The organism is Aliiroseovarius crassostreae (assembly GCF_025137635.1).
In the GTDB taxonomy this organism is placed as follows: domain Bacteria; phylum Pseudomonadota; class Alphaproteobacteria; order Rhodobacterales; family Rhodobacteraceae; genus Aliiroseovarius; species Aliiroseovarius crassostreae.
In genome coordinates this window covers 2,556,895-2,572,611 of record NZ_CP080772.1, presented here as the reverse complement: position 1 = coordinate 2,572,611, position 15,717 = coordinate 2,556,895, and the positions used below count along the sequence as shown (strand labels likewise).

The following is a 15,717-nucleotide window of genomic DNA, read 5'->3' as shown; positions in this document are numbered from 1 at the left end:
GTCAGATCTCCTTCATATGTTCGTGAAAGGTGGCGGCGGCTCGCCCCCAGACCCCGGAGGAGAGGTCGGTCAGGGTGAGCAGGCTGGGGAGTAACTGGCCCGCGTAATCAATTGAACTTTCCACCGGCAGCATCGAGGGCAGGTTGTCGATTGCCATCACGTCGAGCACCGGATCGGTCGCAACCCGCAGCGCCGGGGCAGCCCAGCTGGTGGCCTTGTTATAAACCGGCACCGGGTTGTAATCGCTGTCCGGGTCGCAAGCCACATCGCCAATGGCGGTCAGCCTGCGGTCGGCCTCTTTCGCGTCTTGTGGCACAAAAACCGGAGTCTGCGGCCCGGCCAGGATGCAGTTGATGAATATGTCGTGAGTGAGAATTTCCGGGAATGGCCCGCCATGGGCGGTTTCCGCCATGTCCCATTTGGTCACGGCAACGCCCATCGCTTCCATCAGGTCGGAGGCCCCGGTGCCAACCCGGCCCAAGGCGCCGATCACGATGGCGTTGGGGCGCGGCGCGGCTGTGGCGTCCAGCTCGGTCTTGAGCTCGTCCAGCAGCGCGTCCTTGCCGGAATAGGCGCCGACCGGCCCGCAAATCTCGCCCCGTTGCTGGGCGGCCCAGCTTTTCAGGGTCACGGCGGCCCCCGCAAATCCGGCCCAATAGCCGAAGGCGGCCACGCGGCGCCCGTTTTCCGCCACCAGATATTCAAGGTCATAAAGGGTGCCGCCACCGGCTTTGAACCGTTCCAGAAGGATCTTGCCGGAAAACTGCCCCTTGAAGGCATGGCCGAACATGATGTGCTTATGACGCAGGGGCGTGCCGCCTTCGGGCAGTTCCTTGAGGCCAAAAATGATGGCGTCGAGGGGGGCATCTGGCCAGCTGTTCTCGGCGGCGATGTCACACCCTGCTGCGCGGTAGCCCTCGATGCCGATACAGCGGACCTTGCTTTCCTCGACGGTGACGCGAATCCCTGCCTCGATCAGTGCCTTGGCACCGTCCGGGGTCAGGCCAACCCGGTCCTCATTCGGGCGCTGCTCTGCCCGTACCCAAAGATGTGTCATCCTGTTCTCCTGGATAAGTGTTGGTCTGGCCTCAGAAATGGGTCTGGGCGTGATGGCGGTCGGGATGTTCCAGATGTGGCACCCCGTTGAACTGGGTCAGCGTCAGCCCCGCTGGCAGCATCCGCATCCGATGGACCGAGCTGTTCATGATCGGCAGGATGGCGCGGGTGAACGGGCCGATATCCAGCCCCATCACCACCCGCGTGGCCATGCCGATAAAGCCGCCAGAGGTGAAAATGATCGGGTTTTCATGGGCTTGAGCGATATCGTGGATCACTTCCTGCACGCGGGTCTGAAAGTCGTGAAAGCTTTCGGGGGCGCCGTCGATCTTGCCTTCCTGCCAGGCGGAAAAGGTCAGGGGCAGGTGATCGACGAAATCCTCATGCGACTTTGGATGGGCCAGGCCGTATTGGGCGTGCATCCGTTCTGACAGGTCGAAATAGCGCACTTCATTCAGGCGCGAATCGCTGCGCACCTCAGCGGCGCCCCATTCTTCGGCGGTCTGTTTGTGACGGGTCAGGGTGCCTGTGAAAACGGCATCAAACGCCTGCCCCGTGGCGCGCATGTGCTCGCCCAGCCAGCGGGCCTGCTGACGCCCCAGATCGGACAGGCGGTCATAGCCCGCCTCGTCCGTGGCGCTGTTATTGGCCTGCCCGTGCCGGATCAGGGTGATTTGCGTCATGACATTCCCTTTCACACATCCTTCACCGCATTGCTAAGGGATTGGATCCAATCTTGAAAGGGGGGCTGGCGCAAAATCCACAGCTTATGTCGTGAATGACGAACTGAAAGAAACGCGCAAATGCGATATACTGGCCCCTGAAACGGAGAATTTACTATGGCGGATGGGCAAAACATGTCGGGGATTACCTTCACCTTGGACGGGCGCGAAGTGGTTGCGCAACCGGGCGAGAGCATCTGGGAAGTGGCAAAACGAGAGGGCACGCTGATCCCGCATCTGTGCCACAAGGATGTGCCCAATCTGCGGTCCGACGGGAATTGCCGTGCCTGTGTGGTTGAAATCGAAGGTGAACGCACCCTGGCCGCGTCCTGCATCCGCACCCCCAGCGACGGCATGGTGGTGGTGACCGACAATGCCCGCGCCCGGTCTGCCCGCAAGATGGTGGTGGAGCTTCTGGTGGCTGACCAGCCTGAGGAACGCCACGACGCCAACGCGCATTTTTGGGATATGGCAGAGCTGAATGGCGTGACGCAAAGCCGTTTTCCGAAGCTGGAAGAGGGGCGGGTGCCGCTTCTGGATGACAGCCATGTGGCGATGTCGGTCAATCTTGATGCCTGTATTTCGTGCAACCTCTGTGTGCGGGCCTGTCGGGAAGTGCAGGTGAACGAGGTGATCGGCATGGGGGGGCGTGGTCACGACGCCTATCCGGTGTTTGATATCAACGACCCGATGGGTGCCTCGACCTGCGTGGCCTGCGGTGAATGTGTGCAGGCCTGCCCGACCGGCGCGCTGATGCCGGCCACGGTCAAGGACAGCTCGGATTTCGATAAAGAAGTCAAAACCATCTGCCCGTTCTGCGGCGTGGGCTGCCAGGTCAGTCTGAAGGTGAAGGACGACAAGGTGGTCTATGCCGAGGGCATCAATGGCCCCGCCAACGAAGGGCGTCTGTGTGTGAAAGGCCGGTTCGGCTTTGACTATATCAACCACCCCCATCGCCTGACCAAACCGCTTATTCGCAAAGATGGCGCCGAGAAGGGGCTGAATGTGGATCCGGCCAACCCGCTGACCCATTTCCGCGAAGCCAGCTGGGACGAGGCGCTGGATGTGGCCGCCAAGGGCTTGATGAAGCTGCGCGATGAGCATGGTGGCGAAGCCATTGCGGGCTTTGGGTCCGCCAAATGCACCAATGAAGAAGCCTATTTGTTCCAGCGGTTCATCCGCGAAGGGTTCCGCCACAATAACGTCGATCACTGCACCCGCCTGTGCCACGCCTCGTCGGTGTCGGCCCTGCTGGAGAATGTGGGTTCCGGTGCGGTGACCGCGTCGTTCAACGAAATTGAAAACGCCGATGTGGCGATTGTGATTGGCTCCAACCCGATCGAAAATCACCCGGTTGCAGCGACCTATTTCAAACAGTTCACCAAGCGTGGTGGCAAGCTGATCGTGATGGATCCGCGCGGCGTGGGCATGGGGCGCTATGCCACGCATCGCCTGCAGTTCAAGCCCGGCGCGGACGTGTCGATGCTCAATGCCATCATGCATGTGATCGCCGAGGAAGGCCTGCAAAACGATGCCTATATCGCCGAGCACACCGAGAACTGGGAGGCAATGCGCGAACACCTCAAGGCGTTCTCGCCCGAGGAAATGGCCCCGATCTGCGGTATCTCTGCCGATGATCTGCGCGCCGCGGCCCGCACGTTTGCGGCCGGTAAGAACGGCATGATTTTCTGGGGGATGGGTGTCAGCCAGCATACCCACGGCACCGATAACTCTCGTTGCCTGATTGCACTGGCGTTGATGACGGGCAATGTGGGGCGTCCGGGCACGGGTCTGCACCCGCTGCGTGGCCAGAACAACGTTCAGGGCGCGTCGGATGCGGGCCTGATCCCGATGTTCTACCCCGATTACAAATCGGTGAAAGACCCTGAAATTCAGGCGCTTTACCGCGATGTATGGGGGGTGGATGAGCTGAACCCCAACCCCGGCCTGACCGTGGTTGAGATCATGGATCAGGTCTATGATGGCAACATCAAGGGCATGTATATCCTCGGCGAAAACCCGGCCATGTCCGACCCGGATGTGAACCATGTGCGTGAAGCTCTGCGGCGGATGGAATTCCTTGTGTCGCAGGACATCTTCCTGACCGAAACCGCTTCTTACGCGGATGTGATCCTGCCGGCCGCCGCGCTGGCCGAGAAGCTGGGCACCGTGTCGAACACCAACCGCACGGTGCAGCTGACCCGCCCGGCCGTGCCGCCCGCAGGTGAGGCGCGTGAAGACTGGCGGATCACCGTGGATCTGGCCAAACGTATGGGGCTGAACTGGAATTTCGATCACCCGAGTGACGTGTTTGCCGAGATGAACCGCGTGATGCCCTCTCTGAACAACATCACCTGGGACCGTCTGGATCGTGTTGACGCGGTGACCTATCCCTCGCTTTCGCCGGAAGATCCCGGTCAGGCGGTGGTGTTTGGCGACAGGTTCCCGCGCGAAAATGGCCGCGCCCGCTTTACGCCGGCTGCGATCTTGCCACCGGCTGAAACCCCGGATGCGGATTACCCGATGGTTCTGACCACCGGCCGTCAGTTGGAGCATTGGCACACCGGCTCGATGACCCGTCGCGCCACGGTTCTGGATGCCATCGAGCCGGAGGCAAACTGCTCTCTCAACCCGAAAACCCTGCGCGAAATGGGAGTGGAACCCGGCGATATGATCCGCCTGACCACCCGCCGTGGCACCATTGATGTGATGGCGCGGGCGGATTATGCGGTGGCTGAAAACATGGTGTTCCTGCCGTTTGCCTATGTCGAGGCGGCGGCAAATATTCTGACCAACCCGGCGCTGGATCCCTATGGCAAGATCGCTGAAATGAAATTCTCGGCCGTTCGGGTGGAGAAAATTGATCAGGGGATTGCGGCGGAGTAAGTCCCCACATCATTGATAATACATGAAAATGCCCTGCGAGTTTCCGTGGGGCATTTTTATTTGAATTTATGAATGTGTTAAGGGCTTGACTCCTGTTAAGTCCTCCGGATGTGGGCTGTGGCAGCTTGGGTGGCAATCCAATGTGAACAGGAGTGACTACCCTCATGGAGAAGAAACAAACCCCATTTGCCACCCTGACGCAGGTGGCGGCAGTTGCGGCCATTGCGCTGTCCACCGCCAGTGCTGCGCTGGCCTGGTCGGACCAGACCACCAATGAGCGCGACTACAACACCGTCTGCGAGTATATCCCCGAAGCACAATGTGCCGGTGCGATCCGTATGGATGCAGATATGTCGGGTGTGGACATGACGGACGCGTCGATGACCACCATGCGGCTGGACCGTGCCAACCTGTCACGCGCCAAGCTGGAGCGGGCCATTCTGCACATGACCAACCTTGTTGAAGCTGATCTGAGCTTTGCCAACCTCACCGGCGCGCATATGCATGCGGTGAACCTGCAAGGGGCCAATCTGATGATGGCCAACCTGTCCGGGGTGAACCTTCTGGATGCCAACCTGAGTGGGGCCAACCTGCTGGGTGCCAATCTGAATGGTGCCATCCTGATTGAAGCGACGCTGGACAATGCGACCTGGCCGGATGGGCGTGTCTGCGCCGCAGGATCGATTGGCGAGTGCCGCTGAAGCGTTTCGGTTTTCACCTGAGGCCGGGGAAAACCGAACCGTTGTAACGGATGTCACTGAAACGCTTGGGTGACTTCGGAAAACCGACTTCGGGGATTACCCCCAGCGCACATTCCCGAGAAAGATATAGCCCGCGCCATAGATCGTTTTGATCAGGCGCGGGTTTTTTGGGTCTTCCTTCAGCTTGGTGCGCAGGCGCGAGATGCGCACATCCATGGCGCGGTCAAAGCTTTCACCGGCGACACCCCCCAGGCTTTCCTGCATCTGTGCGCGGGAAATCAATCGGTTCGGGGCATCGAGAAACAGGCGCAGCACCTCACCCTCGGCATGTGAAAACGTCGTTTCGGCGCCACTTTCATCTTCCAGAACGTATCGGTCGAAATGCGCGGTCCAGCCATTGAAATGGGCGGTGTGCGATGCGGGGGCGCCGACTTTCTGGCTGCGCAGGCGGGCGCGCACACGGGCAACCACTTCTGCCGGTTCAAACGGTTTGATGATATAGTCATCCGCCCCGAGCTCCAGCCCAGTTATCTTGTCCTGCACCTGCACACGACCTGAAATGATGATGATCGAGGCACCGGATTCCAAAGCCAGCCGGTGCACCAGCGTCAGCCCGTCCCGGTCCGGCAGACCCAGATCCACCAGACAGACATCGGGCGCCATGGTGTTCAGGGCGGCTTCGAACTCGGTGGCGCGGGCAAAACTGGCGGTGCGAAACCCGGCATCTTCCAGCGCCTCCGACAACATCCGGCGGATTTCAGGTTCATCGTCCAGAATGGCGATCATCGGGCGATGGCTGGATGGTTGGGTCATGTGCGGACCTCCTGCGACAGGAACGTGGCGAGTTCCCCTTTGGTAAAGGGCTTATGTAAAACAGGAAAGCCTGCTTTTGCCCGTCTTGGGTCTTCTGACGGTAGGGAAGTCATCAGGAGTTTGGGAATATCCACCCCGGCGGCCTCCAATCCACGCAGGAATTCCGGCCCGGTCTGCACCCCTTCAAGAATCACGTCGGACAGGATCAGGCCAATCCCCTCCAGCGTCATCAGCCCAAGCGCCTCCTCTGCGGAGACGGCTTCAATCACCTGATGCCCCATTTCGGTCAGCATGGTGCGGACCGAGGCGCGGATGTCGGCATTGTCTTCGATCAGCAGGACCAGCCGCGGTGCGATCGGTCGGGCCGGTTTGCGCAGGGGCAGGCGGATGGAGACCATAGCCCCCCCGTCAGGCGCATTGGCGATTTTCAACTGGCCACCTGCCACCGTGGTCTGATCATAAACCATGGACAGGCCCAGCCCGGAGCCGTCCCCCCCTTTGGTGGTGAAAAACGGATCCATCGCCCGCTCCAGCGCCTCATCAGAAAATCCGGTGCCGGTGTCGCGGACCTGAAATTCGACCCATGTTTCGCGGATCGGTCTGGCCGACAGGGTGATTCGACCGGGGCCTGATCCGATGGCATGGGTGGCGTTGATGATCAGATTGAGCAGCCCATCCTGCACGGCGCCGGCATCCAACACCACGGGATCTGCAAGGTTTTCTTGGGTAATCACCAGCTCTACCCCGTCGGGGAGCGTCGGTTTTGCCAATGTTTCCAGCCCCTTGAGGAGTTCCGGAATGTCAGTTGGTTCGAAATGAATTTCGCGTTTTCCGGAAATCGACGCAATGCGTTCCAAGAGTGTGCCCCCCCGGCGCACGGCGGCGGTGGTGGCCTGAACCAGCTCTTTCGCACCGTCGCCAATGTCCATTTGCCCCAGCCGGGATTGCAGTCCGAGGATAATGGTCAGCAGGTTTGAGAAATCATGGGCCACGCCAGAGGTGAGCTGTGCGGCCAGCTCACGTTTGTGGGTCTGGGCCAGCGCGGCGCGGGCCTGGGCTTCTTCGGTGATGTCCATGGACAGGATGTAGATCCCGGTGATCAGCCCGCTTTCCTCGTCCCGATCCGGGGTCAATGCCACGCGGATGCGCCGCCCGGACCCCTCGTGGCTGAATTCAAATACATTGGCCTCACCTTTGAAGGCTTTCTGAAAATAAGGCGAGATGCGTGCATAGGCCTCGCTGCCAAGGGCTTCGCTTGCGTGCAGGCCAAACAGGTCCGTGGGGCGGCCTGGGATCACCCGGCCCAGTCGGCGGTTCGAGAATGTGTAGGTCTGATCCAGGTCGATCCGCGCGATATGGGCGGGCATCATTTCGGCGGTCAGACGGGTGCGGCTTTCCATTTCCAGAAGCTCGCGCTTGGTTTCCTCCAGCGCCTTGTTGGTCGAGGCGAGGGCGCGGTTGGTCTGGGCCAGCTCTTCGGTATGTGAGAGCACCTGATCGGACAGTTCCTCAGAGCGCGCCCGCAGCAGGCGTTCCTGCCGCTTGATATGGGTGATATCGGTATAGACCGTGACCCAGCCCCCCTGTGGCAGCGGGTTTCCTTCAACCGAGATCACAGAGCCATTGGCGCGGGTGCGTTCGATGTAATGCGGCACGAAGGCTTTTGCCTGCTCCACGCGGGCCAGAACAAAGGCGTCGATATTGCCAACAGCGCCGTAATCACCGCGCTCGGCAAGGTGGCGAATGGTTTCACCGAACTCGGCGCCAGCTCGGACCAGCCGGTCGGGCAGATCGAACATATCTTGGAACTGGCGGTTGCCAATAACCAGCCGAAGCTCTCGATCATAGATGGAAAGCGCTTGCTGGATGAGGTTCAGCCCGGCCTGCGTCAGGGCGGTGGCTTCTTTGCTGTTTGGCATGAATTTCGGTCCCCTCTTTGTCTTCGCTATCACCGAACCCCCTTTCAGAAAAGGGGTTTGCTGCGGAAAAACCCTGCTTAATGAGGCTGTTACAATTCGTTAGGATTTGGAAAAAGTGGCGAAACCTTTGACGGCGAGATTTTTTTCGTCAGGGTTGTTGGCATAGATTCGTCTGCAACCGGGTCCGAGGAGAGGCCCTGACATTCGAAGTCGGACAGGCCGACGGTGGGAGGAAAATTTGGGACAAGAATTAGCCGCAGCTGGTGCATTCGCTTCCATTCCGGCGCTCCTTGCGCGGAACGTGAAGGAATTTGGAAATCGCCCGGCCTATCGGGAAAAGGAATTCGGGATCTGGCAAAGCTGGACCTGGGCGCAAGCCGCCGAAGAAATCCAGAACCTGGCCATGGGCCTGTTGGCGCTGGGGATTGAACGGGGCGACCATGTTGCCATTATCGGGCGCAACCGCCCTGCCCACTATTGGGGGATGGTTGCTGCGCAGAAAGTGGGTGCCGTGCCGGTGCCGCTTTATCAGGACGCTGTTGCCGAAGAAATGGAATATGTGCTGGAAAACTGCGGCGCCCGTTTCGTGATCTGTGGTGACCAGGAACAGGTCGATAAGGTGATCGAGGTGCAGGAGAAGATCCATGGCATCGAACACGTCATCTATTTCGACAAGCGTGGCCTGCGTAAATATGATCACAGCCATCTGCACTGGTATCACGACATTCAGGAAGAAGGCCGTGTTGCACATGCCCGTTTCGAAGAAGAAATGGCTGCCCGCGAAGCTGAGCTGACCTATGACAGCACCTGCGTGATGCTTTACACCTCGGGCACCACCGGTCGCCCGAAAGGCGTGGTTCTGTCGAACCGCAACATCATTGAAAGCGCCAAGAACTCGTCCGAGTTCGACAATCTGGGCGGCAATGAAGATGTTCTGGCCTATCTGCCGATGGCATGGGTGGGGGACTTCATCTTCTCGCTGGGTCAGGCCATGTGGTGCGGTTTCTGCGTGAACTGTCCGGAATCGGCAGACACGATGATGACCGACCTGCGCGAGATCGGGCCGACCTATTACTTTGCCCCGCCGCGCGTGTTTGAAACCCAGCTGACCAATGTGATGATCCGCATGGAAGACAGTGGCGATCTGAAATACGCGCTGTTCCATCACTTCATGGAATTTGCGAAGACCACCGGTGAAAAATACGGGATGCCGAAGCGCAAGGTCACCACGCAGAAGCGCACGCTGGAGCAGAAGATCCGCCACGGGTTCCGTTACGCGATGGGGATCGGCTTTGCCGTTGAGACCCTGATCGAAAACACGATCCGTCTGGGCTTTACCAAGCTGCGTCACCCGCTTGAAACCCGCAAGCATTTCAAGGCAAAAGACCCGATCGGTCTGAAACTCTATCGTGGCAAGCTGCAGGAATATTTCAAATATCGCTGCGGTGAGGTGCTGGTTTATGGCCCGCTGAAAGATACGCTTGGCTTTGGCCGCATTCGTGTGGGCTACACTGCCGGTGAAGCAATTGGTCCTGAGATTTTCGAGTTCTATCGCTCGATGGGGATCAACCTGAAACAGCTTTACGGTCAGACCGAAGCCACCGTGTTCATCACCGTTCAGCCTGATGGTGAAGTGCGCAACGACACCGTGGGTGTGCCTGCTCCGGGTGTTGAAATCCGTCTGGCGGATAATGGTGAGATCTTCTACCGCTCGCCGGGGACGTTTGTGGAATATTACAACAACCCGGAATCGACCGCCGACACCAAGGATGCGGAAGGCTGGGTGGCCACGGGTGACGCTGGTTTCTTCGACAAGACGAACGGTCACCTGCGCATTATCGACCGCGCCAAGGATGTGGGCAAAATGGCCGATGGCCGGATGTTCGCGCCGAAATATGTTGAGAACAAACTGAAGTTCTACCCGGACATTCTGGAGGCGGTTGTCTTCGGCAATGACCGTGACATGTGCACGGCCTTCATCAACATCGACCTGACCGCAGTTGGCAACTGGGCCGAACGCAACAACGTGGCTTATGCCTCGTATCAGGAACTGGCTGGCCACCCCGAGGTGCTCTCGACCATTCAGGAGCATGTTGAAGCCGTCAACAAGTCGGTTGCTGAAGATGAGATGCTGTCGGGCTGTCAGATCCACCGCTTCCTGATCCTGCACAAGGAACTGGATGCAGATGACGGTGAGATGACCCGGACCCGGAAAGTGCGCCGCAAGATCGTCGAGGAGAAATACGCCCCGCTGATCGACGCGCTGTATGGCGGGAAATCCGAACAATATATCGAAACCGAGGTCACCTATGAGGACGGCCGCAAGGGTTCGATCAACGCCACCATCGAAATCCGCGATGCGGTTGTGGTTGGCACCAAACAGGGGATGGCGGCAGAATGAGCTTAGATATGAACGCCGACAGCTACGTCACGGAAGACGGGCGCACCATTGGCCCGGTGGTCATGGATTTGAAGAATATCACGCTGCGGTTTGGTGGTGTGGTTGCGATCAAGGACATCAGCTTCAACATTCGTGAGGGCGAGATCCGCGCGATCATCGGCCCGAACGGGGCTGGTAAGTCCTCGATGCTGAACGTGATCTCGGGGTTTTATAAACCTCAGGAAGGCGAGGTTTGGTTCCGCGGCGCAAAACGCCCGCCGATGCGCCCCTACCAGGTGGCACAGCAGGGCCTGGCCCGGACCTTCCAGAACATCGCGTTGTTTGACGGCATGACCGTGCTGGACAACATCATGACCGGCCGTCTGAACCACATGAAAGCCAACCTGTTTGAGCAGGCGATCTGGAAAGGCAAAGCCGAGAAGGAAGAACTGGCCAACCGTGAGATCTGCGAAAAGGTCATCGACTTCCTGGAAATTCAGCACATCCGCAAAACCCCGGTGGGGCGTCTGCCATATGGTCTGAAAAAACGGGTGGAGCTGGCGCGTGCGCTGGCAGCGGAACCGTCGCTGCTTCTGCTCGACGAGCCGATGGCCGGCATGAACGTTGAGGAAAAAGAAGACATGTCGCGCTTCATCCTCGACATGAATGACGAATTTGGCACCACCATCGCCCTGATCGAACATGACATGGGTGTGGTTATGGATCTGTCCGACCGTGTGGTCGTGATGGATTACGGTAAGAAAATTGGGGACGGCACCCCGGACGAGGTGCGCAACAACCAGGATGTGATCGACGCCTATCTCGGCGTGGCACACGACTAAGGGGGGAGACATGTCTGAACAATTGCTCTTTGCAGCGGAAGTCACCCTGAACGGCCTGATGGCCGGGGTTCTTTACGCACTCGTCGCACTGGGGTTTGTCTTGATTTTCAAGGCGTCCGGTATCTTCAACTATGCTCAGGGTGTGATGGCGCTGTTTGCGGCCATGACGCTGGTGGGTATCCAAAACGGTCAGGTTCCGTTTTCGCACCTGATCAACGCCATCTTCGGCACCGAGATCCACCACTTCCCGTGGCACGTGCCCTCGATCATCGCGATCATCCTCGCCGCTGGCGTGATGGTCGGCTTTGCCTGGGTGGTGGAGCGTTACATCCTCAAACACCTTGTCGGCCAGCCTGACATCATCCTGTTCATGGCGACCATTGGTCTGGCCTATTTCATGGAAGGTTTCGGGGACATCATGTGGGGCTCTGAAATCAAGAAGCTGGACGTGGGTCTGCCGACCGGTCTGAACGAGACCATCGACAGCGTGACCTACAACTGGTTCGGCTATGGGTTCTTCATCGACAATCTTGATATTGTTGCTGCGATCATTGCTGCCCTTCTGGTGGCTGCGCTGACCATCTTCTCGCAATACTCCAAACAGGGCCGGGCGCTGCGCGCCGTGGCGGATGACCACTCGGCCGCGCTGTCGGTTGGTATCTCGCTGCGCTTCATCTGGGTTCTGGTCTGGTCGATTGCAGGCTTTGTGGCGCTGGTCGCTGGTATCATGTGGGGCGCCAAGTCGGGTGTGCAGTTCTCGCTGTCGCTGATCGCGCTGAAGGCCCTGCCGGTTCTGATGCTGGGCGGCTTCACCTCGATCCCGGGCGCCATTATCGGCGGTCTGATCATCGGTGTGGGTGAGCAGCTTTTCGAATTTGCCATTGGTCCGCTGATCGGTGGCGCGACGCAGAACTGGTTCGCCTACGTTCTTGCGCTCGTCTTCCTTATCTTCCGGCCGCAAGGCCTGTTCGGCGAAAAAATCATCGAAAGGGTCTGATCCATGTTTTACCGTGAAGCTGGTGATTTCAAAACATCCTACCAGGACGACAACCAGACCTTTCCGATCCGTCTGGACCGGGCTGGCTATTGGGTCGCAATGGCAGTTGCCTTCCTGATCATTCCGTTCATTGTGAATGATTACTGGGTCAACTCGATCTTTGCCCCCTTCTTCATCTACGCCATTGCGGCGCTGGGCCTGAACATCCTGACGGGCTATGCCGGTCAGGTGTCACTGGGCACCGGGGGGTTCATGGCTGTGGGGGCTTACGCCGTCTATAAGCTGATGGTCGCCTTTCCAGAGATCAACATCGTGTTCCACGTGTTGATTGCCGGTGGCATCACCGCCGTTGTCGGGGTTCTGTTCGGCCTGCCGTCGCTGCGCATCAAGGGGTTCTACCTCGCTGTGGCCACGCTTGCCTCGCAGTTCTTCCTGGTGTGGCTCTTTAACAAGGTGCCGTGGTTCTACAACTACTCGGCATCGGGTCAGATCAACGCGCCGGAACGCACCGTGTTTGGCATCATCGTAACTGGTCCCAACACCGACGCCTGGGCGAAATACCTGATCTGTCTGGTGTTCCTGGTGGCGCTGGCCTGGGTGGCGCGCAACCTGACGCGCGGCATGACCGGTCGGAAATGGATGGGTATTCGTGATATGGATATCGCGGCTGAGATCATCGGGGTGAACCCGCTGATGGCCAAGATGTCGGCCTTTGCGGTCAGCTCATTCTTCATCGGCGTGGCCGGGGCCCTGTTCTTCTCGGTCTACCTTGGCGCGGTTGAAGCAGGTGAGAGCTTCGGGATCTCCAAATCGTTCCTGATCCTCTTCATGATCATCATTGGTGGTCTGGGCTCGATCTTCGGGGCCTTTGCAGGGGCAGCCTTCATGGTGCTGATGCCGGTTCTTCTGAAGAACGTGCTGGTGGGTGGCCTCGGCTGGCCGACCGACCTGGCAGCCCACTTCGAATTCATGATCGTGGGGGGGCTGATCGTGTTCTTCCTGATCGTGGAACCGCATGGCCTGGCCCAACTGTGGCGCCTGACCAAAGAGAAACTGCGTCTGTGGCCCTTCCCCCACTAACTGGGAACGGCCCCTGACGGGGAAAAGATTGGTCTTCCGGTTCATGAGGAGCGGACCGGAAGACCGAAACCAAAGTGACCCATAACGGGCACGATATTTTGCTAATCTAGGGAGGAAGCAAATGACCTTTAAGAAAGTTGCAGCGGCGTCGGTTGCCGCGCTGATGGTAGGCGCACCGGCGATGGCCGATCTCGTTTTCCCGTCGCTGAGCTATCGCACCGGCCCCTTTGCCGCCGGTGGTATTCCTTACGCTGACGGTTTTGCCGACTACATGACCCTGCTCAACGAGCGTGACGGTGGTGTGGGTGGCGTAAAGATCGCCGTGCCGGAATGTGAAACCGCTTACAACACCGAAAAAGGTGTGGAATGCTATGAATCGACCAAAGGCGAGGGTGCTCTTGCCTATAACCCGCTGTCGACCGGCATCACCTATCAGCTGATCCCAAAAGCGACCGCAGATGACATCCCGCTTTACACCCCGGGTTACGGCCGCACCTCGGCTGCCAACGGTAAAGTGTTCAGCCACGTGTTCAACTATCCGGCCAACTACTGGAACGGTGCCTCGGCTGCTGTGAACCACCTGCTGGATCTGAACGGCGGCGACCTGAATGGCAAGAAAGTGATCTTGCTGCACTTCAACGGTGCCTATGGTAAAGAGCCGATCCCGACCCTGACCAAGCTGGGCGAAAAACACGGCTTCGACTTCTCGGCCATCCCGGTTGACTATCCGGGTCAGGAACAGAAGTCGCAGTGGCTGCAGATCCGCCGTGAGCGTCCGGACTATGTTCTGTTCTGGGGCTGGGGTGTGATGAACCAGGTGGCCATTCAGGAAGCTGCCAACATCCGCTTCCCGCTGGAAAACATGATCGGTGTCTGGTGGTCGGGTGCTGAGCACGACGTGAAACCGGCTGGTGACGCTGCAAACGGCTACAAGGCTGTTGCCTTCCACGGTGTTGGCTCGGACTATCCAGTCTTTGGTGACATCCAGAAATATGTTGTGGACGCAGGCAAAGCCGCCGGTAACGGCGACAATGTCGGCACCGTGATCTACAACCGTGGCGTTTACGCTGCGATGATGCTGGCCGAAGCGGCCCGCAAAGCGCAGGAGATCCACGGTGTGAAAGACATCACCTCGGGTCAGATGCGTGATGGTCTGGAGCAGCTGGAAATCACCGATGCCCGCATGAAAGAGCTGGGCATGGAAGGCTTCGGCCCGGCATTCTCGGTATCGTGTGAAAACCACGGTGGCCCCGGTACTGCTGCGATCTCGCAGTGGGATGCAGGCAAAGGCACCTGGTCGCTGATCTCGGATTTCGGTCCGTCGGATATGGAAGTGATCCAGCCGCTGATCGACGCCGACTCGCAAGCCTACGCTGCTGAAAACAACATCGCTGAGCGCTGCAACTAAGCCGCGATACGCGAAGGGTTCGGGCCAGTTGGCCCGAACCATCCCACGAACGACTACGTTAAGGACGACCAATCATGCTGGACGCCGCGAAAGCAAAAGAGAACCTGCTCGAGGTCAACAATATCGAGGTGATCTACAATCACGTGATCCTCGTCCTGAAAGGTGTAAGCCTCTCGGTCCCGAAAGGGGGCATCACCGCGCTTCTGGGCGGGAACGGTGCAGGGAAGACCACCACGCTCAAAGCCATTTCAAACCTGTTGCAGGCAGAGCGGGGCGAGGTGACCAAGGGCACCATCGACCATATGGGCGAAAACATTGCCGAACTGAACCCGGCTGCGCTGGTGAAGCGCGGGGTTATTCAGGTGATGGAAGGCCGCCATTGTTTCGAACACCTGACAGTGGAAGAAAACCTTCTGACCGGGGCCTATACCCGCACGGATGGCCGCGCTGCCGTCGCAAAAGACCTGGAAATGGTCTATGAATATTTCCCGCGCCTTGCGGAACGCCGCAAGTCTCAGGCCGGCTACACCTCCGGTGGGGAACAACAGATGGTGGCCATGGGCCGCGCCATGATGTCACGCCCGGAAATGATCTTGCTGGATGAACCCTCGATGGGTCTTGCACCGCAGCTTGTGGAGCAGATTTTCGAGATCGTGAAACGTCTGAACGAAGAGCAGGGCACAACCTTCCTTCTGGCTGAACAGAACACCAACGTGGCGCTGCGTTATGCCCATTACGGTTACATTCTGGAAAATGGCCGCATCGTGATGGACGGTCCCGCTGCTGAACTGCGCGAAAACCCGGATGTGAAAGAATTCTATCTCGGCATGTCCGATGAAGGGCGCAAGAGCTTCCGCGACGTGCGCTCCTACCGCCGTCGTAAGCGTTGGCTGGCCTGATCGCCCCCCAACGC

Annotated in this window: 12 protein-coding genes; 8 read left to right on the top strand and 4 right to left on the bottom strand. The window is 58.8% G+C overall.

Annotated features, from left to right (window positions below):
* Position 1: 1 nt before the first annotated feature.
* Positions 2–1,057, bottom strand: coding sequence for a saccharopine dehydrogenase (locus tag K3J57_RS12345; RefSeq protein WP_259796120.1), 1,056 nt, complete (start codon positions 1,055–1,057; stop codon positions 2–4).
* A gap of 31 nt (positions 1,058–1,088) precedes the next feature.
* Entirely contained in the window at positions 1,089–1,739 is a 651-nt protein-coding gene (locus tag K3J57_RS12340) for a histidine phosphatase family protein (RefSeq protein WP_259796118.1), read from the bottom strand.
* A 174-nt stretch (positions 1,740–1,913) separates the two neighbouring features.
* Here K3J57_RS12340 and fdhF point away from each other — a divergent pair, with 174 nt between their 5' ends.
* Positions 1,914–4,664: a formate dehydrogenase subunit alpha gene (gene fdhF, locus K3J57_RS12335; RefSeq protein WP_259797781.1), complete on the top strand. Its 2,751-nt coding sequence runs from the start codon at positions 1,914–1,916 to the stop codon at positions 4,662–4,664.
* A 164-nt stretch (positions 4,665–4,828) separates the two neighbouring features.
* Positions 4,829–5,365, top strand: coding sequence for a pentapeptide repeat-containing protein (locus tag K3J57_RS12330; protein ID WP_259773249.1), 537 nt, complete (start codon positions 4,829–4,831; stop codon positions 5,363–5,365).
* A gap of 96 nt (positions 5,366–5,461) precedes the next feature.
* Here the strand turns inward: K3J57_RS12330 and K3J57_RS12325 are convergent, their stop codons facing one another.
* Together K3J57_RS12325 and K3J57_RS12320 are read right to left on the bottom strand one after the other, a co-directional pair.
* A complete protein-coding gene (locus K3J57_RS12325; RefSeq protein ID WP_055192737.1) occupies positions 5,462–6,178 on the bottom strand; it encodes a response regulator transcription factor in 717 nt (238 codons plus the stop codon).
* Entirely contained in the window at positions 6,175–8,097 is a 1,923-nt protein-coding gene (locus K3J57_RS12320; RefSeq protein ID WP_259796115.1) for a hybrid sensor histidine kinase/response regulator, read from the bottom strand. Before K3J57_RS12320 ends, K3J57_RS12325 begins: the two co-directional genes overlap by 4 nt.
* A 238-nt stretch (positions 8,098–8,335) precedes the next feature.
* On the opposite strand from K3J57_RS12320, the gene K3J57_RS12315 reads away from it, so the two are divergent.
* The 6 genes from K3J57_RS12315 to K3J57_RS12290 all read left to right on the top strand — a co-directional run bounded on the left by K3J57_RS12315 (position 8,336) and on the right by K3J57_RS12290 (position 15,703).
* The gene (locus K3J57_RS12315; protein WP_259796112.1) at positions 8,336–10,498 is read left to right on the top strand and encodes an AMP-binding protein; all 2,163 of its coding nucleotides are present in this window, start codon (positions 8,336–8,338) and stop codon (positions 10,496–10,498) included.
* Positions 10,495–11,319, top strand: coding sequence for an ABC transporter ATP-binding protein (locus K3J57_RS12310; RefSeq protein ID WP_173486723.1), 825 nt, complete (start codon positions 10,495–10,497; stop codon positions 11,317–11,319). The genes K3J57_RS12315 and K3J57_RS12310 overlap by 4 nt, the downstream gene beginning before the upstream one ends.
* 10 nt (positions 11,320–11,329) lie before the next feature.
* On the top strand, positions 11,330–12,316 hold the full coding sequence (locus K3J57_RS12305; protein ID WP_259773245.1) for a branched-chain amino acid ABC transporter permease: 987 nt from the start codon (positions 11,330–11,332) through the stop codon (positions 12,314–12,316).
* A 3-nt stretch (positions 12,317–12,319) separates the two neighbouring features.
* The gene (locus K3J57_RS12300; RefSeq protein ID WP_055192732.1) at positions 12,320–13,396 is read left to right on the top strand and encodes a branched-chain amino acid ABC transporter permease; all 1,077 of its coding nucleotides are present in this window, start codon (positions 12,320–12,322) and stop codon (positions 13,394–13,396) included.
* 121 nt (positions 13,397–13,517) lie between these two features.
* Entirely contained in the window at positions 13,518–14,804 is a 1,287-nt protein-coding gene (locus tag K3J57_RS12295) for an ABC transporter substrate-binding protein (RefSeq protein WP_259796107.1), read from the top strand.
* A 74-nt stretch (positions 14,805–14,878) separates the two neighbouring features.
* Positions 14,879–15,703 (top strand): ABC transporter ATP-binding protein, encoded by an 825-nt coding sequence (locus tag K3J57_RS12290; RefSeq protein WP_055192730.1) that lies wholly within the window; start codon positions 14,879–14,881, stop codon positions 15,701–15,703.
* Positions 15,704–15,717: the final 14 nt, after the last annotated feature.